The sequence below is a fragment of the Stenotrophomonas sp. TWI602 genome, assembly GCF_039674045.1.
Classification (GTDB): Bacteria; Pseudomonadota; Gammaproteobacteria; order Xanthomonadales; family Xanthomonadaceae; genus Stenotrophomonas.
The window spans coordinates 302,990-323,332 of record NZ_JBDJMT010000002.1 but is presented as its reverse complement, the minus strand read 5'-3'; the positions used below and the strand labels follow the sequence as shown (position 1 = coordinate 323,332).

The following is a 20,343-nucleotide window of genomic DNA, read 5'->3' as shown; positions in this document are numbered from 1 at the left end:
GGCGCTTCGAAAGGTGGGAACCGGATGATGCGCGCGGCGCAGGCCGCAGGTCGAGCGCGGCCCTAGGCCGCGTCGGTTTCCATCACCTGCACGCGGCGCTGGTACCAGCCGTCGGCCTCGGGTTCGAAGACGGCGCTGCGGGTCATCTCGCCCTGATAGACGTGCACGGAGATCGCCAGGTCGTCATCGCTGGTGTTGCGGAGGGTGTGGTACTCATGCGGCGGGATCAGACTGCCGGCACTGCCGCAGTCGCCCAGCACCGCCGGTTCGGCACGGAAGCGGAAGCGCTCGCCGTCGCGCTCCAGCAGCTGGTACTGGGTGATCTCCAGCTGGCCCAGCCACACCCCTTCCACGCACCACAGCCCGCTGTGGTCGTGCAGCGGCGTGCCCTGTCCCGGGCCCCAGCTCATCGCGACGATGCTGTAGCCGTGCACCGGGCTGCGATACAGCTCGCGGCGGGCGTAGTGATCCTCGATCGGGCGGTGCACGCAGGCGGGCAGCTGGATGCGGCTGTCGGCGATCGCCTCGCGCAACGCCGCGCGCAGCGTTGCGGCGATCTGGTGCGCGTGCTCGTGCTGGACGGCATGGTCGACGGCGGCGATCAATCGATCACGGCCATGGAACGGAGGAAACGGGTTGCATTGGTCTTGCATACCCCGAGTCTAGGCGATCCCGGTGAACAGCGTGTTTGACCTGAATCACATCCAATCGACTCACGATCCCCGACGTAGCGATCCATTCGAAAGAACTCGAAGGGTCTGCCTATCGATCAGGGAATCAGCAGCGGTCGCAACGATGGCACTTGCCGGGCCAGTTCCTCGGTGACCAGCGTGGCGAACAACGCTGCGCCGTCCGGGCCCAGATGGGTGTAATCGAAGGCGACCTTGGCCTGTCCCATGGGCTCGGTGAGGGCGTTGTTCTGCGCGGCCGGTGCGCCGGCAGTGGGCGCGGCGCCCACGGTGGTCCCGCCCAGCGCCGCGCTGACCTGTGCGGGCGTGGCGGCCGCCTGTGCCAGCGGCATGGCCGCCACCGGCCCCAGCGCCTGGACCACCGCGCGGCTGCGCGCGTGCAGATCGACCAGCGGGACCTTCATCTCGCGCGCCACGGTCCGCACCGCCTCGGCCCACGGCGCCAGGTCATCGATCAGCACGCCATCGGCGAACTGGCGGCGGGTCAACGGGGTCAGCAGCACCGGCTGCGCACCGGCGGCACGGATCTCACGCACGTAGCGGCGCAGGTTGTCCGGGAATTCGCGCTGCAGATCGGTGGAGCGGCCCGGCTTGCCGGGCTGGTCGTTATGGCCGAACTGGACCAGCACCCAGGTGGTGGCATAGCCGGGCGTGCGCATCTCCGCGTCGGCCAACGCCCACGAGCCTTCGGCGCGGTAGTTGTACGTGCTGCGACCGCCACGGGCCAGGTTGGTGCAGGTCAGGAACGAGGTCACGTGCCGTGCGCAGAACGCCGGGCCCCAGCCGCCCTGCACGGCCGTGGTGGAATCGCCGACCAGCACGATCTTGCTGGCCCGGATCGGGGTCGGTGCCGGACGATCCAGCACCGCCGGATCCACGGCGGCGTGCGCAACGCTCATCAGGCCGAGCAGCACGCTGCCCAGCAGCCAGGTCGACGCGCGCATCAGAACGTACCTCGTTGAATGAAGGGGGCCTGCTGATAGAGGCGGCGCTCGCCACCGCGCGGGTCGTCGGCCTGCTGCGAGGGGGTATCGAACAGCATCGTTTCGCGGCGGGCCAGCGAATAGGTCTGCCAGCGGGGCAGTGCGCCATGATTCGGATCGCCATGGCGCGCAAAGGCGATCAACGCCTCGCTCATGGTCGCTGCGACACGGGTCGCCGCTTCGCCGTCACCGGTGCGTGAGCCGGGGCGATCGGTGGTATCGAACACCAGCGGGATATCCAGCGTGTGGAACGCGCCGAACCTGCCGCCGTCCAGCGGCGAGCCCCAATCGAGTTGATAGGCCCAGGTGGGGGCGCCCTGGCGCGCACGCGCCTCCAGTTCCTCCACTGCACCCCGCCAGGAGCGGCCGGCGGTGGTGGCGGCGAAGAACACCTCCGAAGGCGTGTAGTGCGGATACAGGCGGCGGTACTCGGCGATCACCACCGAGGGCAGCAGGTCCACGTACTGCTCTTTTTCCAGCTTGGACGGCAGCGTCTCCCAGGTCAGCGCGAAGTTGGCCGGGTCGTTGCCGAGGAAGGCGCGGGTTTCATCGTGGGTGTTGCCGATCACCATCGGAATCCCGGCGGACTGCGCGGGCGCCTCCGGCCAGAACGGATGCACCGGCAACGCACGCCCGTCGAGCACCGGCCCGACATACAGGCTGCTGTTCTCCACGCGCGACGGGTCGCGCGCACGGGTGGCGGCCAGCAGTGCCTCCATCGGCATCGTGCGCAGCGCCTCGGCATCGGCCGCCCCGACCGCCTGCATCGCGATCTGCGCGCGCTGGGTGGCCGCACGCGGGCCGGCCGCGGTGACCTGCTGCCCGCTCATGGTCCACGCGCGCTGGAACAAACCGCGCGCGGCCGGCATGGCCATCAGCGTGGCGATCTTGGCGCCGCCGCCGGATTGCCCGACCACGGTGATGTTGTCGGCATCGCCCCCGAATTCGGCGGCATGCTGGCGCACCCAGTGCAGCGCCTGCACCAGGTCGAGCTGGCCGACATTGCCCGAGTCGGCGAAGCGCGCATCGCCCAGCTGCGCCAGGTACAGGTAGCCGAACACGTTGAGACGATGGTTGACCGTGACCACGACCACGTCGCCGCGCCGGCACAACGCGCTGCCGTCGTACAGCGGGTCGCTGCCGGAGCCGTTGTTGTACGCGCCGCCGTGGATGTAGAACACGATCGGCCGCTTGCCGCCGTCGCGCAGCGCCGGGGTCCACACGTTGAGGTAGAGGCAGTCTTCGCTGCCCGGCCCTTCCTTGCCGGTCTGCGGGGCGGCGTTGCCATAGTCCAGCGCATCGCGCACGCCACGCCAGGCCATCTCGGGCAGCGCCGGCTGGAACCGCCGGGGCGCGGTGTCGGCCCCATAGGGGATGCCGCGGAACACATTCACCCCCTGCTCCCGTTGTCCGCGCACCCGGCCACTGCGTACCCGGGCCAGCGGTGCGGCGTCATCGCGCGGCCCGGGCACGCCGGCGAACGCCGGCATCAGCGGCAGGCTGGTGGCACCCAGCATCAGGGCGTAGCGCGCGCTGTCGCGCAGAAAGCGTCGACGCTGCAGGTCGGCGGGGGACTCACTCATGGCGCGCGGGCTCCGTGTGGCGCGAAGGGATCCAGCGCAGGGCCAGCTCGGGCCACTGCGCAACGGTCAGACCGGCCGGGATGCGCACGCCGAAGCCGTGGCCACCGAACGGGAACAGGTGCATTTCGGTGGTGACGCCGGCGCGCAGCAGCGCCTGGTAATACACCAGGCTGTTGTGGACCGAGACCACGTTGTCGTCCTGCGCATGCACCAGGAAGGTCGGCGGGGTATCGGCGCGGACCTGGTCCTGCATCGAGAACTGCTGCTGCAGCGTGCTGTCCGGATGCGGCCCGAGCAGGCGCGAACGCGAGCCGGTATGCGCATGCGTGCCCATGTCGATCACCGGGTAGATCAGCAACGCGACATCCGGGCGTGCGCTGAGCGCATCGATGGCGTCGCGGTGCGGATACACCGGTGCATCGAAGCCGTTGCTCAACCGCGCGGCAACGTGCCCGCCGGCCGAGAAGCCCATCACCCCGATGCGCTGCGGATCAATCTGCCATCGCGCAGCATCGGCGCGGATCACCCGCATCGCACGCTGGGCATCGGCCAGTGCGGCCTGGCGATCACTGCGGCCGGCCGGCAGCCGGTAACGCAGCACGAACAGGGTCACCCCACCCTGCTCGACGAACGCCGGCACCAGCGCGGTGCCTTCCTTGTCGAGCACGATGCGCTGATAGCCGCCGCCCGGCACCACCAGCAGGGCGGTGCCATTCGGGCGCGCCGGTCGGTACACCACCAGGTAAGGCGCACTGACGTTGTCGATGTAACGGTCCGGCAGCGCCGGATCGCGGCTGCGCTCGATCACGTTGGGCACGGCGGCCGGGCCGGATTCACCCGGCACCCGGCCGTCCGGCCAGAGCGCGATGCGGTCCGGGTCGCCGAGGGCCGGTTCGGTCTCCGGTACGGCACGCTCGGACGCGTGGGCCAGACCGCCGACCAGCAGCAGGAGAGTGAGCATGGGCAACGCGAGGAAGCGGCGCATCCGGGTACGTCCTTGGGGCAAGGGGAACAGGCATCGTGCCTGACCGGCAGCCGTTCTGATGCGCTGCACATTGCCAATGACACCGGTTTACCATATACAGCTCATCCAGCCACTGTCGATTGGCAGTGCAACAATTTTTCCGGGAGACCCGCTTGAGCAACGACCACGGCAAACAGGACCTGCCCGACCAGGGGTTGGGCGAGATCGCCCGGCACTTCGTCAGCGCCCGCCAACACGGCCAATCCCTGCCCGATTTCCCGGGAACCATCCCGGAAGACCTGGTCACGGCCTATCAGGTACAGGACCAGGCCATCGCGCTGTGGGACGACCAGGTGGTCGGCTGGAAGGTCGGCTACATCGCTGCCGAGCGCCGCGATGTCTCCGGCGACGACCGTCTGCTGGGGCCGATTTTCTCGCGTCAGCTCTGGAATGCTACCGGTGGAACAGTCGAGATTCCGGTGTTCGTCGGTGGCTTCGGCGCGGTCGAGGCCGAGTACGTGATCCAGCTGCAGGAAGACGCCCCGGCGGACAAGCTGCACTGGACCCCGGAAGAAGCCGAGGCGCTGGCCGCCAAGCTGTTCATCGGCGTTGAGGTGGCCAGCAGCCCGCTGGCGACGATCAACAAGCTTGGCCCGCGCGTGGTGGTGTCGGACTTCGGCAACAACAACGGCCTGGTGCTCGGCCCGGAAATCCCGGACTGGACCCGCCTGGACGACGCCGACCTGCGTGCGGAAACCCGCATCGAAGGCCAGGTGGTCGGCACCGGTGGCGCGACCCTGCTGCCCGGCGGCCTGCGCACCGCCTATGCGTTCGCCCTGGGCCGCTCGGCGCAGCGTGGCCGCCCGTTGAAGGCCGGCGATCTGATCGCCAGTGGGAACGCGACCGGCATCCACGACATCGCCGTGGGCCAGGAAGCATTGATCCGTTTCGTCGGTTACGGCGACATTACCTGCAAGGCCATCGCCGCCGGTTGACCGCGCGGACATGGCGAGCACGCTTGGGAGGGCGCAGATGTTCACTCGCAGAAGTTTCCTGGCTACCAGTCTGGGCGCGCTTGCCGCGCCCGCGCTGACAGCCTGTTCGCGGTCATCCAACGCCGCACCGGCCGGTGCGCAGCTGTTGACCGCCACCGACGTCCACGTCGCCGACTACCCCACCGTCACCGCGGTGAAATGGATCGGGAAGACGCTGGAAGAAAAAACCGGCGGCCGGCTGCGGCTGCGCCAGTATCACTCCGGCCAGCTGGGCCGTGAGTCCGAGGCGATCGACATGGCCCGCTTCGGCGCCATCGATATCACCCGCGTCTACTCCGGCGCGCTCAACAACGCGTTTCCGCTGACCCAGGGCCTGTGCCTGCCGTATGTGTTCGAGTCGGTGGCGCATATGCGCCGCGCGCTCGACGGCGGCGTCGCCGATACGGTCCTGCAGGGCTTTGAAACGCGCGATCTGGTCGGCCTGGCCATCTACGATTCCGGCGCGCGCTGCTTCTACAACACCAAGCACCCGATCGTGGAGCCCAAGGACCTGCACGGCCTCAAGCTGCGCGTGGCGTCCTCGGACATCTTCATCCAGCTGATGCGCCTGCTCGGTGCCAACCCGACCCCGATGTCGCTGGGCGACACCTTCTCGGGCATGGAAACGCACATGATCGACGGTGCGGAAAACAACATGCGCAGCTTCCATTCCAGCCGTCATTTCGAGGCCGCGCACTACTGGTCGCAGAGCGATCACTCCTATGCACCGGACGTGCTGCTGATGTCGCGCCAGAGCTTCGATGCGCTGAGTCCGGCCGACCGTACCCTGGTGATCGAGACCGCGCGTGAATCGGTGCAGGTGATGCGCGAGCAGTGGGATGCCTCGGAAAACACCGCCCGCCAGGCCGTGGCCGACTTCGGCATCAAGTTCAACGAGGTCGACATGCCGGCCTTCCGCAAGGCCGCCGATCCGCTCCTGCAGCGTTACCTGCAGCAGCCGGAGCTGGCCGCCCTCACCCGTCGCATCCGCGACTTCGCCTGAGGCCCCGACGCGATGTCCGACTCGACTTCCGAAACCGTCATCACCCCCACCGCGCCGCAGCGCCTGCTCAACGTCATCGCCGATGTGGCGATCTACATTGCCGTCATCGCCCTGCTGGGCCTGGTGGTGGTGCAGGGCTGGCAGGTGTTCGCCCGCTATGTGATCAATGATTCGCCCAGCTGGACCGAGCCGGTCACGCTGCTGCTGCTGGCCACGGCGATGAGCCTGGGTGCGGCCACCGGTGTGCATACCCGCCGCCACTTCGGTTTCTTCCTGCTGGCCGCGCACATGGGCCCGGGCCTGCGCCGCGCGGTGGATGTGTTCGCCGCGCTGGTGGTGGCCGTGCTGGGCGTGGTCATCGCCTGGTGGGCGGCCGTGCTGCTGATGGACGGCCTGGATATCAAGGCCGCCGGCGCCCACCTGCCGCAGAGCATCAACTACCTGCCCCTGTCGATCGGTGGCGCCTTGATGGCGATCTTCGCCGTGAACCAGATGGCGCTGGCTGTACGGCCGGCCGATGCCGTTGCCGAGGGAGATCGCTGAGTCATGGGTATTACCATTCTTTTCACCGTGTTCGCGGTGCTGTTGCTGCTCGGTGTGCCGGTTGCGTTCGCGCTTGCCGCTGCCGCCCTGGCCACGCTGTGGTACCTGGATCTGCCGACGCTGGTGCTGGTCCAGCAGATCTCCGCCGGTACCGGGTCGGCCTCGCTGATCGCCATTCCCTTGTTCATCTTCGCCGGTGAAATCATGATGCGCGGCGGCATCTCCGAGCGTCTGATCTCGCTGGCCTCGTCGCTGGTCGGTCGCATGCGCGGTGGCCTGGGCCAGGTCTCGATCCTGTCCTCGCTGTTCTTCGGCGGTGTGTCCGGCTCGGCCATCGCCGATGTCTCGGCGGTCGGCGGCACGATGATTCCGCAGATGGTCAAGCGCGGTTACGACCGTGACTTCGCGGTCAACGTCAGCATCACCGCCGCGCTGGTCGCGCTGCTGGTGCCGCCGTCGCACAACCTGATCCTGTTCTCGGCCGCGGCCGGTGGTGGCCTGTCGATCGCCGATTTGTTCGCGGCCGGTATCGTGCCGGCGCTGCTGATGACCGTCGTCCTGATGATCACCGGTTATCTGGTGGCACGCCGCCGCGGTTACGGCGTGGAGATCTTCCCGGGCTGGCGTGCGGTGCTGCTGCGCCTGGTCTCGGCGCTGCCTGGCCTGGGCCTGGTCGCGCTGATCTTCATCGGTATCCGGGCCGGCATCTTCACCGCGGTGGAGAGCGCGGCGATCGCCGTGGTCTACGCGCTGCTGGTGACCACCGTGCTGTACCGCCAGCTCGACTGGCGCGAGTTCCTCGGCACGGTCACCCATGCCGCGCGCAGCACCGGTGTGATCCTGTTCGTGATCGCCACGGCGGCCGTGTTCGGCTGGCTGCTGGCCTATCTCGAAGTGCCCTCGGCCGCTGTCAACTTCCTGCAGTCGTTCGCGCACAGCCAGTTCATGGTGCTGCTGATGATCGTGATCATGCTGTTGCTGCTGGGCACCTTCATGGACCTGGCGCCGATGATCCTGATCTGCACGCCGATCTTCCTGCCGGTGGCCAAGGCCTACGGCATCGATCCGATCCACTTCGGCCTGGTGCTGGTGCTGACCGGTGGCCTGGGCCTGGTGACGCCGCCGGTGGGCTCGGTGCTGTTCATCGGTACGGCAATCGGCAAGATCAGTGTCGGCGAGAGCATGCGCTCGATCTGGCCGTTCTGGTTCGCCGCGCTGGGCGTGCTGTTGATCGTGACCTTCTTCCCGGAAATGTCGCTGTGGCTGCCCGCCCTGCTGCGCGCGTAAGCGTGCGGCGGCTGGCAGCCCTGCTGTGGATCGCCCTGCCCTGCGCCGTCATGGCGCAGGGCCAGGACATCCCGCTGCGCGGCTTCCAGGACGGCATCCACCATTGGCAGAGCGGGCATGGCACGGACTACCCGCGCTATGCCCCTGATCAGTACCGACAGATCGCCGACAACCTGGTCGTGCTGCAGCGGCGTGGTGGGGGCTGGGCGGTCAACCAGGATCCGCAGCGGATCCTCGATGATGCCGCCAGGGCACAGGTGCTGGCCGACCAGGCCACCCCCGGCGGCAGCTTCGACAACCGCAACATCTACACCCAGGTCAGCTACCTGGCCGACGCCTTCGCGCGCAGCGGCGATGCCCGCTACCGCGACGCGGCCGTACGCGGGCTGGATTTCATTCTCGCCGAGCAGATCCCCGGCTGTGGTGGCTGGCCGCATTCGGTGCCCTCGCGCACGTCGTACCACGGCCACATCACCTTCGCCGACGATGTCACCAGCGGTGTGTTGACCACGCTGCGGCGCATCCAGCGCGAGGCGGTGTTCGGGTTCATCACGGCCGATCAGCGTGCCCGCGTGGACGCGGCCGTGACCGCCGGCGATGCCTGCCTGCTGCGCCTGCAGGTGCGCCAGGACGGCGTGCCGACGATCTGGGCCGGTCAGTACGACCGCACCACGCTGCAGCCCGCGCAGGGCCGGAAGTTCGAGCTGCCGGCGCTGGTCACCGACGAGAGTGTCGGCGTGGTCCGCTACCTGATGTCGATCCCGGATCCCGCGCCGGAGGTGGTCGCCTCGGTCAACGCCGCGATGGCGTGGTTCCAGGCGCATGCGTTGACCGGGTGGCGGCTGGAGACCTTCGAAACCACCCCCGCGCAGTTCCAGTTCCATCGCACCACGGTCGACCGCCGCCTGGTCGCCGATGCGGGCGCGCCGCTGCTGTGGGGCCGCTTCCACGACCTGCACGACAGTGGCGTGCTGCTGGCCAACCGCGAGGGCGAACGCGTCGCCACGTTCAACGACATCCCGCGCGAGCGCCGCACCGGCTATCACTGGTACGGCACCTGGCCGCAGGCCCTGATCACCACCGAGTACCCACGCTGGCAACAGCGTCTTGCCGGGCCCGGGGCGCGCTGAGCGCGGCCGGCCCACGATACGTTCAAGGGAGAAAGACGATGCACCTGAGGAAGACCCTGGCGAGCTTCGCCACTGCCTGCCTGCTGCTGGCCGGCGCCGGCCACGCCGCCGAGCCGGCCACCCACTGGACGCGCGGGATCGAGAACCAGCGCCAGGCCGATCTGGGCAACGGCACCTTCCTCAACCCGGTGTTCGCCGGTGATCGCCCGGATCCTTCCGTGCTCAAGGATGGGGAGGACTACTACCTCACCTTGTCCTCGTTCGATGCCTACCCCGGCCTGCCGATCTGGCACTCGCGCGATCTGGTCAACTGGCAGCCGCTGGGCCACGCGATCACCAAGAACGTCGGTGCGATCTGGGCGCCGGACATCGTCAAGCACGGCAGCCGCTATTACATCTATTTCCCGGCCCGCACCGGCGAGACCCGCAGCAACTTCGTGGTCTGGGCCGACAGCATCAAGGGCCCGTGGAGCGAGCCCATCGATATCGGCCTGGGCAGCTACATCGATCCCGGCCATGCGGTGGGCGAAGACGGCAAGCGCTACCTGTTCCTCAGCGGTGGCGACTACGTGCAGCTGGCCGATGACGGCCTGAGCGTGGTCGGCACGCCCAAGCACGTCTACGACGGCTGGAAGTACCCGGAAAGCTGGGACGTGGAGGCCTATGCGCAGGAAGGCCCGAAGATCAACTTCCGCGATGGCTGGTACTACATGACCACCGCCGTGGGTGGCACCGCCGGCCCGCCGACCGGGCACATGGTGATCACCGCGCGCTCGCGCTCGATCCACGGCCCGTGGGTGAATGCGCCGAACAACCCGATCATGCGTACCCAGTCGGCCGCCGAGCCGTGGTGGTCGCGCGGCCATGCCACGGTGATCGAAGGCACCGACGGGCGCTGGTGGATGATGTATCACGGCTACGAGAACGGGTACTGGACGCTGGGCCGCCAGGCCCTGCTGGAGCCGATCGAATGGACCGCCGATGGCTGGTTCGTGGCCAAGGGCGGCGACCTCGGCCAGCCGCTCGCCAAGCCGTCGGGTACCTCGGTCGGCCAGCACGGCATGGCGTTGTCCGACGATTTCCGCGGCAGCACGCTCGGTGCGCAGTGGTCGTTCTTCAACCCGGCCCAGGACGAGTACAAGCGCCTGGCCTTCACCGGCAAGGGCATGGTGCTGCAGGGCAAGGGCAGCACCCCGCGCGACAGCTCGCCGCTGACCGCCATCGCCGGCGACAAGGCCTACCAGTTCGAGGTCGAGATGGAGATCGCCCCGGGCGCGGTGGGCGGGGCCCTGCTCTACTACAGCGACCGCCTGTATGTGGGCGTGGGCAGCAACGGCGAGAAGTTCATCATGCACCGCTACGGCGAGGAGCGCCCCACCCGGCTGGCCCCCAGCGCCACCGGCGGCACGCTGTGGCTGCGGGTGACCAACAACCGCCATATCGTCACCATCCACTCCAGCACCGACGGCAAAACCTGGCAGAAGTACCCGGTTCAGATGGAAGTCTCCGGCTACCATCACAATGTGGCGGGCAAGTTCCTGGCCCTGAAGCCGGCGATCTATGCTGCCGGCGACGGCAAGGTCGAGTTCCGGAATTTCCGCTACCGCGCCCTCGATTGAGCTCCCCGCTAGAATCCCTTGACTCATCCCCGGTTTGAACGACATGTCATTGCGCAGCAAAACCGATCCGTCGCCGCACGGATTGACCAAAGGCAAGGCCGCCACGATCAACGACATCGCGCGTCTTTCCGGGGTATCGAAGAAGACCGTCTCGCGCATCATCAACAACTCGCCGCTGGTGCGTAAGGACACGCGCGAGAAGGTTGAGGCACTGATGCGCGAGGTCGGTTACACGCCGGACCCGCTGGCCCGCGGGCTGGCATTCCGCCGCTCGTTCCTGATCGGCATGGTCTACGACAACCCGACCGCCCAGTACATCGTGGACATGCAGTACGGCGCGCTGGATGCGCTGCGCGGCTCCAGTTTCGAACTGGTCGTGCATCCCTGCGATTCGCGCAGCCCCGGCTACATCGACGGCGTGCGCCGCTTCGTCCAGCAGCAGAAGCTGCACGGCGTGATCCTGGTGCCACGTGCCTCCGAAGACCAGGCGCTGGTGGACATGCTCGATGAGATCGGCTGCCGCTTCACCCGGATCGCCTCGCTGCCGCTGGACGAAACCTCGCAGATGGTGGTCACCCACGACCGCGACGGTGCCGCCGAAGCGGCCGATTACCTGCTCTCGCTGGGCCACCGCGATATCGCCCTGGTCACCGGCCCGAGTGCCTACCGCTCGGCGCACGAACGCACCGCCGGCTTCATCGATGCCCTCGCCAAGCGCGGCATCGAGCTGCCCCCGGCGCGCATCGTCGAGGCCGGCTATACCTTCGAATCGGGCGTGGCCGCCGCCGAAAAGCTGCTGCTGGGCAAGCAGCGCCCGACCGCCATCTTCACCGGTAACGATGAAATGGCCGCCGGTATCTACAAGGTCGCGCTGCGCGCGGGCATCAACATCCCACGCCAGCTCTCGATCATCGGCTACGACGACAGCCCGCTGGCCTCGCGCCTGTGGCCGTCGCTGACCTCGGTGCGGCGCCACACCCGCGACACCGGCCGCACAGCGGCCGCGATGCTGATCCAGCCCGACGGCCAGGCGGTGATGCAGCACGCCAGCGTGCGCCCGCACCTGATCGTGCGCGACTCCTGTCAGCCCCCCGAGGATTGAAGCCCCGGGCGTCAATCCTCGGCGCCTCCCCCTGTCCTGTCGCCTCCCGTCCCGACCCCGTCTGCGGGCCACCCGACCTATCGTGCGCTGCAAAATGACACCGGTTTACCAACTGGCTACAATCACCTGAAATCGTGCCGGGGCCGACGCATCGCCCCACCCCTGCTCTGGAGACGCCATGTACTGCAAGACCCATTACGCCACCCATCCCGACGCCATCAAGGGCGCCAGCAATGACGACCTGCGCGACCTGTACCTGCTCGACGGTCTGTTCAACGCCGATGCGGTGACCCTGAAGTACACCCACTACGAGCGCTTCGTGCTCGGCGGTGCGGCCCCGGTCACCGGCCCGGTCTCGCTGCCCAAGCAGACCGAACCGGCCTCGGCCGCCGGCCATGCCTTCCTGGAACGCCGCGAACTGGGCGTGATCAACGTCGGCGCCGGCAGCGGTACCATCACCGTGGACGGCACCGTGTTCACGCTGGGCCCGAAGGATGGCCTGTACGTGGCCATGGGCAGCGAAGACGTGGTGTTCGCTTCCGATGACGCCGCCAACCCGGCGCAGTTCTACCTGGCCTCGACCCCGGCGCACGCGCGCTTCGAGACCAAGGCGCTGTCGATCAAGGACGCCGTGGCCCTGGACCGTGGCGCGCTGGAAACCAGCAACGAGCGCACCATCTACCAGTACATCGTGCCGGCCACCTGCCAGTCCTCGCAGCTGCTGCTGGGCCTGACCGTGCTCAAGCCGGGCAGCGTCTGGAACACCATGCCGCCGCACCTGCATGACCGCCGCAGCGAAGTGTATTTCTACTTCGATCTGGGTCAGAACGACCGCGTGTACCACTTCATGGGCGAGCCGGACGCGCAGCGCCACATCGTCATCCAGAACAACGAAGCCGTCGTGTCGCCGCCGTGGTCCATCCACATGGGCGCCGGCACCAGCAATTACGCCTTCATCTGGGCGATGGGCGGCGAGAACCTGGATTACACCGACATGCACGTGCTGGACATCTGCCAGCTCAAGTGACCCCGACGCGCCGCCGGCATCGCGCCGGCGGCGTCTGTTACGCATTGGACAAGGACTACATACGCAATGGCTAATCCGTTCAGTCTGGAAGGCAAGGTCGCCCTCGTCACCGGTGGCAACACTGGCTTGGGCCAGGGCATCGCGGTCGCATTGGCGCAGGCCGGTGCCGACGTCGCCGTGGCCGGCATCGCGCCGCCCACCGAGACCATCGCCAAGATCACCGCGCTGGGCCGCCGCTGCCTGGCGATCGAAGCAAACCTGATCAGCATCGAGCCGGTCGAGCGCGTCATCCGCGAAACCATCGAAGGCCTGGGCGGCCTGGATATCCTGGTCAACAACGCCGGCCTGATCCGCCGCGCCGATGCCGTGGAGTTCAGCGAGCAGGACTGGGACGACGTGATGAACGTCAACATCAAGTCCGCGTTCTTCATCTCGCAGGCCGCCGGCAAGCATTTCATCGCCCAGGGCCGCGGCAAGATCATCAACATCGCCTCGATGCTGTCCTTCCAGGGCGGTATCCGCGTGCCGTCGTACACGGCCAGCAAGAGCGGCATCGCCGGCATCACCCGTCTGCTCGCCAACGAATGGGCCAGCAAGGGCATCAACGTCAACGCGATCGCCCCGGGCTACATGGCGACCGACAACACCGCCGCGCTGCGCGCCGACGAGGACCGCAACAAATCCATCCTCGATCGCATCCCGGCCGCGCGCTGGGGCACCCCGGAAGACCTCGGCGGCACCGCCGTGTTCCTGGCCTCCAGCGCCTCGGACTACGTCAACGGCGCGGTGCTGCCGGTTGATGGCGGCTGGCTCGCCCGGTAACACCATCGCTACGCGCTGGCGTGCCCACGATCTGCGCTGCAGATCGTGGGCTCCGGTAGTGCCGGCCGCTGGCCGGCAGCTCTCCACCCAGGAGCATGACCATGCTGCGTTTGCTGTTGTCCCTGTCGTTCCTCCTCGCGGCCCCCAGCGCGCTGTGTGCCCCACACCGCATCTTCATTGCCGGGGATTCCACCGCCGCCGCGTACGGCCCGGAGCGCGCGCCACAGGCCGGCTGGGGCCAGGCCCTGCAGAGCTATCTCGATCCCGCTGTGTGGGAGGTCCGCAACCACGCCAAGGGCGGCCGCAGCACGCGCAGCTTCATCGATGAGAAGCGCCTGGATGCGATCGCCGCCGAGCTCCAGCGCGGGGACGTGCTGCTGATCCAGTTCGGCCACAACGATGCCAAGTTCGAAGATCCCACCCGCTATACCGATCCCGCTACGGCGTACCCGCAGTTCCTGATGCGCTACGTGCAGCTGGCCCGCGACAAGGGCGCCACGCCGGTGCTGATCACCCCGGTGGCGCGGCTGCTGTACGACTTCGGTTCGCTGCTGGACACGCACGGTGTGTACACCCAGGCGGTGAAAGCGCTGGCGACCCGCGAGCAGGTCGCGCTGATCGATCTCAACGACAGTTCCACGCGCTGGATCCGCGGGCTGGGCGAACAGGGCGCCAAGCCGTATTTCATGTTCGTGCCCGAGCAGAACAAGGCCGATGGCACGCACTTCAGCGTGGCCGGTGCGACGGCGGTGGCGTGCCTGGTGATGCGCGACTGGGTGGCGTTGCAGCCTGACCTCACGTCGGCGCTGAAGCGCGATATCGACTGCGAGGTGCGCAGTGCGGGGCAGGGCGGTGAGACCGCCAAACCCTCGCGCGTGGTCCACGAGCGTGACATCGCGGTGACCCAGCCCGGCCCGCATGGTGGAGCGGGGCCGACCACGGCGTATCCGTTTTTCGCCGAAGACACCGACCTGCCGTTCGTGCTTCGCAAGCGCGTGCTGCACAAGGGGGCCGGCATCGGCCTGCACCCCCAGCACAAAGACGAGATCTACTACATCGTCAGCGGGCAGGGCAGCTACGTGCTGGATGGGAAGCAGTACGACGTGGCGGCGGGGGATGCGCTGCTGACGCGAACGGGCAGTTCGCATGCGCTGCAGCAGGTGGGGGAGATGGATCTGGTGGTGCTGCTGGCGTATCCCCGGTAGAGCCGACCGTTGGTCGGCTGCTCCAGCTCCACGGCATCCGCCGCATCGTGGCTCGAACGGCAGCCGACCAACGGTCGGCTCTACCGATCGACCAACGGTCGGCTCTACCGATCACACGTCGCCGCCGTCTTCCCAGCCTTCGCCGGTGCCCTTCTGGAACACCGTGTCGCTGGCCTGCACCTCACCGGCGGGCAGATGGTCCTTGGCTTCCAGCGCGGCATAGATCGGGGTGAAGTCCGGCGCGGTCGCGGCCATCAACTGCTCGAAGCTGTCGATGACGAAGTAGGTTTTCTGGAAGGTGTCGATGCGGTAGCGGGTGCGCATGATCCGCTCCAGATCGAAGCCGATCCGGTTCGGCGCCGCCGACTCCAGCGAGTACAGCGATTCGCCCTTCGAGGAGACGATGCCGGCGCCATAGATGCGCAGGCCTTCCTCGGTGTTGATCAGGCCGAACTCCACCGTGTACCAGTACAGGCGGGTCAGGTGCTGCAGCGCTTCCGGGCCGGTCGCATGCGCCTTGACGCCGCCGCGGCCGTAGGCGGCCATGTAGTCGGCGAACACCGGGTTCATCAGCAGCGGCACATGCCCGAACAGGTCATGGAACATGTCCGGCTCGGCGATGTAGTCGATCTGGTCCGGGCGGCGGATCCACCAGGTGACCGGGAAACGGCGGTTGGCCAGATGGTCGAAGAAATCCAGTTCCGGCAGCAGCCCCTCCACACCCACCAGGGTCCAGCCGGTGGCGGCGCCGAGCACCTCATTGAGCTGGTCGAAGCGCGGGATCATGTGCGCGCTCATGCCCATCTCGTCCTGCGCGTGCAGGAACTCCTTGCTGGCGCGGCCCTCCAGCAGCGCACGCTGGCGCTGGTACAGCGTGCTCCAGGTGGCGTGGTCGTCGGCGGTGTAGCTGTCCCAGGGCTGTTCCACGATGGCGGTGGTATAGACCGGCACGTATCCCTTGTCGGTCTGCTGGTGTTCGACGCGGCGGGGGGCGGTGGCGGTTTCCATCGTGGTGGTCTCCTGGGAAGTCATCTGTCGATGCTAGGGCAGGGCACGCGCAAGAGGTTTGCAAAGTTGCGCGGATATGGGCTTCTGGCGCAAGATCATTGCGTCCACCTCATGTTGCGGGGCAGCAATGGCCGGAGATACCCAGTTCGACCGCACGGATCTGCGCTTGCTGGCCGAAATCCAGCAACACGGCCGCGCGACCAACGCCGAGTTGGCCGCACGGGTGAATCTGTCTCCGTCGGCCTGCCTGCGGCGCGTCCAGCGGCTGGAAAGCGAGGGCGTGATCGCCGGCTATGGCGCCCGCCTGGAGCCGCGCCAGATTGGCCTGGGCCTGCAGGCCTTCGTCCGGGTGCAGCTGGAGAAGCACGACCAGCACGCCATCGGCGTGTTCGCCGACAGCGTGCTGAACTGGGATGAGGTGGTGGCCTGCCATGCGCTCACCGGCGACATGGATTACCTGCTGCACATCTACGTGCGCGACCTGGAGCACTTTTCCAGCTTCCTGCTCGACAAGCTGCTCAATGCCGCCGGCGTGGCCGACGTCAATTCCAGCTTCGTGCTGCGCACGGTGAAGGATTTCCGCGCGCTGCCGTTGTCGCAGTTGGAATGACGCGGATCGCCCTCGTGACCGCACGGTAGAGCCGACCATTGGTCGGGTTCGTGGAGACCAGAGCCAGGAGCAGCCGACCAACGGTCGGCTCTACCGGTGGCAGGGCTTCAGCCCTCGCACTTTTCCTTGCGCCCCATCAGCTTGCCCACGCGCGAGGGCTCATCGCACTTGGGCGGCGGGGGCGGGGCCAGCGCGGCCGCACGCGCCTTCTGCAGTTGCTGGACCTTGGCGCGGATCTGCGGCATCGCCGCCATCGCGGCCTTCTCGCCTTCCAGGATCGCGTTGTTGCGCTGGCCGAAATCGGCGGCGCCGATGTCCAGCACCTTCGGCCGGATGATCACGTCCGCGCGCGCCAGTTCCTGCTCGCCCAGGCGCTGGCCCATGATCGAGATCGACTGGTTGACGATGCCGAGCATGCCGGTCGGCGCCTTGCCGCTGGCCTTGCTGGAGATGTCCACGGCGATCACGATGTCCGCGCCGAGCTGGCGCGCCGCATCCACCGGCACCGGGCTGACTACGCCGCCGTCGATGTAGTTGTACTTGCCGATCTTCACCGGCTCGAACACACCGGGGATGCTGCTGGAGGCGCGCACGGCCTGGCCGACGTTGCCCCGCACGAACACGGTGCGCTCGCCGGTTTCCAACTGGGTGGCGACCGCGGCGAAGGGCTTGCTCAGCTTTTCGGCGGGACGGTTGTCGACCTGTGCGTTGACGTAGTCCTGCAGCTTCTGGCCTTGGACCAGGCCGCCGGAGAACAGGCGCACGTCGCGGATGCTGGCTTCATCCAGGGCCACCGCCTTGGACTGCATCTGGAACGCGTCCATGCCGCTGGCATACAGCGCGCCGACCACGCTGCCGGCGCTGGTGCCGGACACCACCACCGGTTCGAAGCCGTTGGCCTCCAGCATCTTGATCACGCCGATATGCGCAAAGCCCTTGGCCGCGCCGCCGCCCAGCGCGATGCCGATCTTGACCGGCTTGGCCGGGGTCACCGGCACAGCCGCCGGCGGCGGGGTCGGGCGCACGGGGTCACCGCCGCAACCGGCCAGCAGGCCGAGCAGGGCAACGGACAGCGTCAGGCGGGTACGGCGCAGTGAAGTCATCGGCGTGGCAACTGAATGGGCATCAAGGGGCGCCAGCATACCGAAGCGATGGCGCGCCCGGCAGAACAGCCGGGCAGGGCATTCAGGCCATGACCGGGGAGGTCAGGCCGCGACGGCCGTCACAACGCGCGTGCCCGGGAGGGCGTAATGAATAGCGGTTGTTTGCGGCTCTGTTGCTGTACTGCAACAATTGTCTGGTAGCGCCGGTCCACCACCCCTCCCAACACAGCCTAAACGCCATGTTCCCGAACCGCACTGCCCACGGCCGTTTCCCGTCCGTGCACCCGCTCGTTGTCGCCCTTGCCGCCCTGCTGCCATTGACGGCCGCAGCCCAGGACGCCCCCGCCGCCAAGGATCCGGTCGCCCTCGATACGCTGCAGGTCACGGCGCAACGCCGCGTCGAAAACGCCAAGGACGTGCCGGTCTCGATCTCGGCCATCCAGGGTGAAAAGCTCGACGTGCTCGGTTCGGCCGGCGATGACATCCGCTTCCTGTCGGCGCGTGTGCCGAGCCTGAACATTGAATCGTCCTACGGTCGTGCCTTCCCGCGGTTCTACATCCGCGGCCTGGGCAACACCGATTTCGACCTCAATGCCTCGCAGCCGGTCTCGCTGGTGTATGACGATGTGGTGCAGGAAAGCCCGCTGCTGAAGGGCTTCCCGCTGTTCGATCTGGCCGGTGTGGAAGTGCTGCGCGGCCCGCAGGGCACGCTGTTCGGCCGCAACACCCCGGCCGGCGTGGTGAAATTCGATTCGGCGCGTCCCTCGCAGGATGCCGACGGCTACATCAAGGTCGCCTACGGCAGCTACAACACCTGGAACACGCAGGGCGCCTACGGCGGCCCGTTGACCGACCGCTGGTCGGCGCGCGTGTCCGCGCTGTACCAGCGCCGCGACGACTGGGTCACCAACACCCGCCAGGGCGCCCCGGCGCAGGGCTTCGAGGGCTATGACGAAGCCGCCGCCCGCGTGCAGTTCCTGTACGAAGGCGACGATGTCGAAGCGCTGTTCAACCTGCACAAGCGCAAGCTCAACGGCACCGCGCGCCTGTTCCGCGCCAACATCCTCAAGCCGGGCACCAACCAGCTGGTCGAGAACTTCGACCGCGATGAAGTCTCCACCGATGGCCAGAACTTCTCCGACCTGGAAACCTGGGGCGGCAGCGCGCGCCTGAAGTGGGATCTGGGCCGCGTGACGCTGCACTCGATCACCGGTTACGAGACCGCCGAATCGCTGAACCACGGCGACATCGACGGCGGCTACGGTGCCAGCTTCCTGGGCGCCGGCAACTACGGCCCGGGCAACATCCCGTTCGCCTCCGAATCGGCCGATGGCCTGCCGCACCACCGCCAGTGGACCCAGGAATTCCGCGTGGAATCCAATGAGTGGGGCCGCTTCGACTGGCAGGCCGGCGTGTTCTACTTCGATGAAGATGTCACCATCGACAGCTTCAACTACGACTCGCTGACCCCGGGCAATCCGCAGACCGGTCACGCCGTGCAGCAGCAGCGCAACAAGGCGTGGGCCGCGTTCGCCTCCGGCGATTTCGACGTGACCGAGCGCTTCAAGCTGCGCGGTGGCGTGCGCTACACGCAGGACAAGAAGGACTTCAGCGCCAGCGTGCTGCAGGCCGTGCCGTTCGGCACCCCGGTCAGTGGCCCGTACATCGCCAGGACCGACGTCAACGACGTCAGCTGGGACCTGAGCGGCGTCTACCAGATCACCGACAACCTCAACGCGTATGCCCGCGTGGCCAAGGGCTTCCGCGCGCCGTCGATCCAGGGCCGCCTGGCTTTCGGTGGCGTCTCGCAGGCCGATTCGGAGAAGGTGATCTCGTACGAGGCCGGCATCAAGGCCGACCTGTTCGATCGTCGCGCGCGCCTGGGCTTCAACGTGTTCCGCTACAACGTTGATGGCCAGCAGCTGATCGCCGTGGGTGGCACCAACAACACCGCGACCCTGCTCAATGCCGACAAGACCCTCGGCCAGGGCGCCGAGCTCGACTTCGAAGCCTACCTGACCGACCACGTGCTGCTGACCCTGGGCAGCAGTTACAACGACACCGAGATCAAGGACAAGGATCTGGCGGTGGCGATCTGTGGCGGCGGCTGCACCATCACCGACCCGACCACGGTCATCGATGGCGGCACCTATGCGCTGGTCAACGGCAACCCGCTGCCGCAGGCGCCGAAGTGGATCCACAACCTGACGTTGCGCGCCGGCTTCCCGGTCAACGATGCCAGCGAGTTCTACGTCTACACCGACTGGGCCTACCGCAGCGAAGTGAACTTCTTCCTGTACGAGTCGCCGGAGTTCCGCAGCCGCTCCTCGCTGGAAGGTGGCCTGCGCCTGGGCTACAACTGGGATTACGGCCAGTACGACGTGGCCGTGTACGGCCGCAACCTGACCGACCAGGTCCGGGTGGTCGGCGCAATCGACTTCAACAACCTGACCGGCTTCCTCAACGAGCCGCGTACGTTCGGTCTGGAGTTCACCGCGAAGTTCTGATCCACGTCATGCGGTAGGTGCCCACCATTGGTGGGCACGCCCCTGAAACGAAAACGGCGCGGAGAAATCCGCGCCGTTTTTCGTCCTGCGAGGTAGAGCCGACCGTTGGTCGGCTGCCCCAATC

General features: G+C 67.5%; 18 protein-coding genes. 12 read left to right on the top strand and 6 right to left on the bottom strand.

All coding sequences use genetic code 11. The annotated features are described in order from the left end of the window. Positions 1-62: 62 nt before the first annotated feature. The 4 genes from ABE483_RS04045 to ABE483_RS04030 all read right to left on the bottom strand — a co-directional run bounded on the left by ABE483_RS04045 (position 63) and on the right by ABE483_RS04030 (position 4,216). Positions 63-653: a cysteine dioxygenase family protein gene (locus ABE483_RS04045; RefSeq protein ID WP_313210570.1), complete on the bottom strand. Its 591-nt coding sequence runs from the start codon at positions 651-653 to the stop codon at positions 63-65. 116 nt (positions 654-769) lie between these two features. After that, positions 770-1,588 (bottom strand): rhamnogalacturonan acetylesterase, encoded by an 819-nt coding sequence (locus ABE483_RS04040; RefSeq protein ID WP_313219944.1) that lies wholly within the window; start codon positions 1,586-1,588, stop codon positions 770-772. Between the two features lie 44 nt (positions 1,589-1,632). Then, positions 1,633-3,255 (bottom strand): carboxylesterase/lipase family protein, encoded by a 1,623-nt coding sequence (locus ABE483_RS04035; protein WP_346481152.1) that lies wholly within the window; start codon positions 3,253-3,255, stop codon positions 1,633-1,635. Then, positions 3,248-4,216: an alpha/beta hydrolase gene (locus ABE483_RS04030; RefSeq protein WP_346481181.1), complete on the bottom strand. Its 969-nt coding sequence runs from the start codon at positions 4,214-4,216 to the stop codon at positions 3,248-3,250. The genes ABE483_RS04035 and ABE483_RS04030 overlap by 8 nt, the downstream gene beginning before the upstream one ends. A gap of 176 nt (positions 4,217-4,392) precedes the next feature. On the opposite strand from ABE483_RS04030, the gene ABE483_RS04025 reads away from it, so the two are divergent. From ABE483_RS04025 to ABE483_RS03980, 10 genes are all read left to right on the top strand, one after another. Then, positions 4,393-5,214 carry a 2-keto-4-pentenoate hydratase gene (locus ABE483_RS04025; RefSeq protein ID WP_313210576.1) on the top strand — a complete coding sequence of 274 codons (822 nt, stop codon included), beginning with the start codon at positions 4,393-4,395 and terminating at the stop codon, positions 5,212-5,214. A 37-nt stretch (positions 5,215-5,251) separates the two neighbouring features. Then, positions 5,252-6,256: a TRAP transporter substrate-binding protein gene (locus ABE483_RS04020; protein ID WP_026069922.1), complete on the top strand. Its 1,005-nt coding sequence runs from the start codon at positions 5,252-5,254 to the stop codon at positions 6,254-6,256. 12 nt (positions 6,257-6,268) lie between these two features. Then, the gene (locus ABE483_RS04015) at positions 6,269-6,799 is read left to right on the top strand and encodes a TRAP transporter small permease (RefSeq protein ID WP_313219814.1); all 531 of its coding nucleotides are present in this window, start codon (positions 6,269-6,271) and stop codon (positions 6,797-6,799) included. Positions 6,800-6,802: 3 nt separating this feature from the next. Next, complete coding sequence (locus ABE483_RS04010; protein WP_123730975.1) at positions 6,803-8,086, top strand: TRAP transporter large permease; 1,284 nt, start codon at positions 6,803-6,805, stop codon at positions 8,084-8,086. Then, positions 8,059-9,216: a pectate lyase gene (gene pelA, locus ABE483_RS04005; protein ID WP_346481151.1), complete on the top strand. Its 1,158-nt coding sequence runs from the start codon at positions 8,059-8,061 to the stop codon at positions 9,214-9,216. The genes ABE483_RS04010 and pelA overlap by 28 nt, the downstream gene beginning before the upstream one ends. A gap of 38 nt (positions 9,217-9,254) precedes the next feature. Further along, positions 9,255-10,835: a family 43 glycosylhydrolase gene (locus ABE483_RS04000; protein ID WP_346481150.1), complete on the top strand. Its 1,581-nt coding sequence runs from the start codon at positions 9,255-9,257 to the stop codon at positions 10,833-10,835. A gap of 43 nt (positions 10,836-10,878) precedes the next feature. Beyond that, on the top strand, positions 10,879-11,937 hold the full coding sequence (locus ABE483_RS03995; protein WP_123731196.1) for a LacI family DNA-binding transcriptional regulator: 1,059 nt from the start codon (positions 10,879-10,881) through the stop codon (positions 11,935-11,937). 178 nt (positions 11,938-12,115) lie between these two features. Continuing rightward, on the top strand, positions 12,116-12,964 hold the full coding sequence (gene kduI / locus ABE483_RS03990) for a 5-dehydro-4-deoxy-D-glucuronate isomerase (RefSeq protein WP_346465305.1): 849 nt from the start codon (positions 12,116-12,118) through the stop codon (positions 12,962-12,964). 66 nt (positions 12,965-13,030) lie between these two features. Continuing rightward, on the top strand, positions 13,031-13,786 hold the full coding sequence (kduD, locus tag ABE483_RS03985; RefSeq protein WP_019184096.1) for a 2-dehydro-3-deoxy-D-gluconate 5-dehydrogenase KduD: 756 nt from the start codon (positions 13,031-13,033) through the stop codon (positions 13,784-13,786). A gap of 101 nt (positions 13,787-13,887) precedes the next feature. Continuing rightward, positions 13,888-14,991 (top strand): GDSL-type esterase/lipase family protein, encoded by a 1,104-nt coding sequence (locus ABE483_RS03980; RefSeq protein WP_346481149.1) that lies wholly within the window; start codon positions 13,888-13,890, stop codon positions 14,989-14,991. Between the two features lie 111 nt (positions 14,992-15,102). On the opposite strand, the gene phhA is transcribed toward ABE483_RS03980, so the two are convergent. Beyond that, complete coding sequence (gene phhA / locus ABE483_RS03975; protein ID WP_313219946.1) at positions 15,103-15,999, bottom strand: phenylalanine 4-monooxygenase; 897 nt, start codon at positions 15,997-15,999, stop codon at positions 15,103-15,105. 127 nt (positions 16,000-16,126) lie between these two features. Here phhA and ABE483_RS03970 point away from each other — a divergent pair, with 127 nt between their 5' ends. Continuing rightward, the gene (locus tag ABE483_RS03970) at positions 16,127-16,609 is read left to right on the top strand and encodes an Lrp/AsnC family transcriptional regulator (RefSeq protein WP_313210595.1); all 483 of its coding nucleotides are present in this window, start codon (positions 16,127-16,129) and stop codon (positions 16,607-16,609) included. A gap of 107 nt (positions 16,610-16,716) precedes the next feature. Here ABE483_RS03970 and ABE483_RS03965 read toward each other — a convergent pair whose 3' ends face one another. Further along, complete coding sequence (locus ABE483_RS03965) at positions 16,717-17,712, bottom strand: patatin-like phospholipase family protein (protein ID WP_313219817.1); 996 nt, start codon at positions 17,710-17,712, stop codon at positions 16,717-16,719. Between the two features lie 239 nt (positions 17,713-17,951). Here ABE483_RS03965 and ABE483_RS03960 point away from each other — a divergent pair, with 239 nt between their 5' ends. Continuing rightward, positions 17,952-20,219, top strand: coding sequence for a TonB-dependent receptor (locus tag ABE483_RS03960; RefSeq protein WP_313210599.1), 2,268 nt, complete (start codon positions 17,952-17,954; stop codon positions 20,217-20,219). The last annotated feature ends 124 nt before the right edge of the window (positions 20,220-20,343 follow it).

What these genes read in the sequence shown, in the direction of transcription:
- ABE483_RS04045 (WP_313210570.1), bottom strand. Translation starts at nt 653, where the DNA reads ATGCAAGACCAATGCAACCCGTTTCCTCCGTTCCATGGCCGTGATCGA.
- ABE483_RS04040 (WP_313219944.1), bottom strand. Translation starts at nt 1,588, where the DNA reads ATGAGCGTTGCGCACGCCGCCGTGGATCCGGCGGTGCTGGATCGTCCG.
- ABE483_RS04035 (WP_346481152.1), bottom strand. Translation starts at nt 3,255, where the DNA reads ATGAGTGAGTCCCCCGCCGACCTGCAGCGTCGACGCTTTCTGCGCGAC.
- ABE483_RS04030 (WP_346481181.1), bottom strand. Translation starts at nt 4,216, where the DNA reads ATGCTCACTCTCCTGCTGCTGGTCGGCGGTCTGGCCCACGCGTCCGAG.
- ABE483_RS04020 (WP_026069922.1), top strand. Translation starts at nt 5,252, where the DNA reads ATGTTCACTCGCAGAAGTTTCCTGGCTACCAGTCTGGGCGCGCTTGCC.
- ABE483_RS04015 (WP_313219814.1), top strand. Translation starts at nt 6,269, where the DNA reads ATGTCCGACTCGACTTCCGAAACCGTCATCACCCCCACCGCGCCGCAG.
- ABE483_RS04010 (WP_123730975.1), top strand. Translation starts at nt 6,803, where the DNA reads ATGGGTATTACCATTCTTTTCACCGTGTTCGCGGTGCTGTTGCTGCTC.
- ABE483_RS04000 (WP_346481150.1), top strand. Translation starts at nt 9,255, where the DNA reads ATGCACCTGAGGAAGACCCTGGCGAGCTTCGCCACTGCCTGCCTGCTG.
- ABE483_RS03995 (WP_123731196.1), top strand. Translation starts at nt 10,879, where the DNA reads ATGTCATTGCGCAGCAAAACCGATCCGTCGCCGCACGGATTGACCAAA.
- kduI (WP_346465305.1), top strand. Translation starts at nt 12,116, where the DNA reads ATGTACTGCAAGACCCATTACGCCACCCATCCCGACGCCATCAAGGGC.
- kduD (WP_019184096.1), top strand. Translation starts at nt 13,031, where the DNA reads ATGGCTAATCCGTTCAGTCTGGAAGGCAAGGTCGCCCTCGTCACCGGT.
- ABE483_RS03980 (WP_346481149.1), top strand. Translation starts at nt 13,888, where the DNA reads ATGCTGCGTTTGCTGTTGTCCCTGTCGTTCCTCCTCGCGGCCCCCAGC.
- phhA (WP_313219946.1), bottom strand. Translation starts at nt 15,999, where the DNA reads ATGGAAACCGCCACCGCCCCCCGCCGCGTCGAACACCAGCAGACCGAC.
- ABE483_RS03970 (WP_313210595.1), top strand. Translation starts at nt 16,127, where the DNA reads ATGGCCGGAGATACCCAGTTCGACCGCACGGATCTGCGCTTGCTGGCC.
- ABE483_RS03965 (WP_313219817.1), bottom strand. Translation starts at nt 17,712, where the DNA reads ATGACTTCACTGCGCCGTACCCGCCTGACGCTGTCCGTTGCCCTGCTC.
- ABE483_RS03960 (WP_313210599.1), top strand. Translation starts at nt 17,952, where the DNA reads ATGTTCCCGAACCGCACTGCCCACGGCCGTTTCCCGTCCGTGCACCCG.